The sequence below is a fragment of the Bacteroidota bacterium genome (assembly GCA_030706565.1).
Classification (GTDB): domain Bacteria; phylum Bacteroidota; class Bacteroidia; order Bacteroidales; family JAUZOH01; genus JAUZOH01.
Map to the genome: position 1 here is coordinate 1 of JAUZOH010000533.1, position 2,266 is coordinate 2,266.

Genomic DNA, 2,266 nt, shown 5'->3' on the forward strand with positions numbered 1-2,266 from the left:
AATAATGAGCAGTCAATCCGCCCAAGGTTCCATCATCAGCGTATAATTTCAACCCTGATATGGGCATGTAATCCCGGGGATCACCAAAACGGGTGACAGAGTAATTATCCCAAAGAAGTCCATACTTTTTACTGGAAACCAGGAATGGAACAACAGCTTTGGTATTGCGCTGGGTGAGATCATCATCCAAGCCTTTAAAATTCAAAATATCATCCTGGTTTTCACCGAGTCCATAGAATGCCTCATCAGCCGGTGACTCAAACACCTGTCTTATTTGGTATCCTTTTACCCCATCAACTGTTTCGGCCTGAAAAGTTTTCCCTCCCTTTTCATTTTCCTTTAATAATATATTCCCTTTCAAATCCGAGAAGACAACTTCGCCCGTTTTAAGCGAAACAGAAGCTTTTATTTTATCGGTACTCAGGCTAATCCAGCCATTACGAGTTTCTGTTTTCCAAATCACCTTATTGTGAGGATAATCCGTAATCATCAGGCTTTTTTCAGCAGAGAAATCATTGGATGGAGTGGCAATGACATGAATAATCTGATCAGATACTACCTGAAGCCGGACTGACTTGGCTCCGTTTCCGGTAACCTTTTCAAGATGAACAACCACGCCATCAGTCAGGATTTTATAATCCGCAGCCTGGGACGAAAACATGAACATTAAAAACAAGAAGCAAAGACAAATTGTATTTCTTTTCATTTTAAAATAATTAAAAGTGAGACAGATTTTTAAATCATAAAAAATTTAAAAATGGATGCAATGCAACATAAATAATGCGTTATTAACTGCAAAATTTTGCCTTTACTACAAAGCAAAACCTGCCTGCCTCATCGGTAAGAATAATTATAAACGGATAAAATTACTCTGCCTCAGATGCAGAAATAACCAGTTGAAGCCAAAACAAATGATAATTCATTTTCAAATTTAGTCCGGAAATTCAAAAGTCAGGGGATGAAAATGTTTAAATTAGGGGGTTAATTTGTTAACTGGCGAAGTTAAAATATTTCCAAAAGCAGTATCGTTTGTTAATATGTGAAACAGTTAAATCCCTGTATTCTTGGGACAACCGAACTTTCTGTACTTTTCGTTTATGTTTTTCCGGAGCTAACTTGAGAAAATTCATTTTTTTAACAGGGAAGAAATTTCCTCAAATTTAGTTTAGAGTCATAAAATTTTGCAGCCTTAGGATTAACAAATAAGGATAAGATAAATTTAGTTCATATACTATTTATTTTTTAGATTATGGTTAACACATTAACATTAAAGCACTAACATCCAATAATAATTCTGTTTTATTTTGTTCGGTTTATCCCAAGGTAATATTGACAAACTATCCTTGAATTTGGACATAAAGTTATTTGCGGGGTATTAACCATTTTTGTTACACTTATATTTAAAAAATTCCACTTCCCTCTAACATTAAGCCATAATTAAATCAAAAATAAAATATGATGATGCAAATTGTTGTTTATAACTCAGGTTTCCCAAATACTCGGGATGTAAATTATATCAATAGGACTGCACCTGTGCTTAAGATAATAACAGCAGCAATAGTTTGTCAAGCTCTGAAATAGGGCTTTTCAAGTATCATCAGCTTTCAAGTAAATTTCTTCATACTTCAAGTTTCACCAAAACCTTTTAACGAAAATATTGTCAGCAGCCCCTTCCTTTGTCATCATGCTGATGATAATTTCATGGATAATAAGATTTTAGGCAAAAAATCACTTTTGAATTGGCTACCTTGGTCGATGTTGAGTATTTCTGTTTACAAGATCCTCTATTGCCTTGTTTACAGGCTCAACACACCTTTCTTTTCCCTTATTTTTGAAAGCGACCAACTAATAATAAATATGCTATAGGTGTCAATAATAGTAATCAATATGTTAGTTGTAACAAAAAACTAGCCCATTTTAGTAAAATGGGCTAGCAGGAAAGTGTCCGAAAAATTTGGATCACCTATCTCTATAATATATCCGATGCACTATTAATGGGTATTGTAATAATCCAGCGAAACATAGTTGTAGATGAGCCAGTTATTAGGATCCGTCATAGCAATAAGTTGCAAATGGTTTGCATCCAGTGTTTTGATTGTCATTTTTGCAAACCAGCTTACGACTTTATTACCTTCTGCTTTATCATGTATAACCTGAGCGCCAAAAGTTGCCAACTGTTTTGTAGCTGTATACAACATAAATTTACCAGTTCCTGACAAATCAGGAAACATTTTGTTATCCGATTTAAAATGGGCATCACCAATCA

The 2,266-nt window shown here is 34.5% G+C and carries 2 protein-coding genes; both read right to left on the reverse strand.

Annotated features, from left to right (window positions below; translation table 11 throughout):
- A partial coding sequence (locus Q8907_16475) for a DUF4968 domain-containing protein (protein MDP4275865.1) occupies positions 1-706 on the reverse strand: 706 nt, incomplete at its 3' end.
- Between the two features lie 1,285 nt (positions 707-1,991).
- A partial coding sequence (locus tag Q8907_16480; GenBank protein ID MDP4275866.1) for a hypothetical protein occupies positions 1,992-2,266 on the reverse strand: 275 nt, incomplete at its 5' end.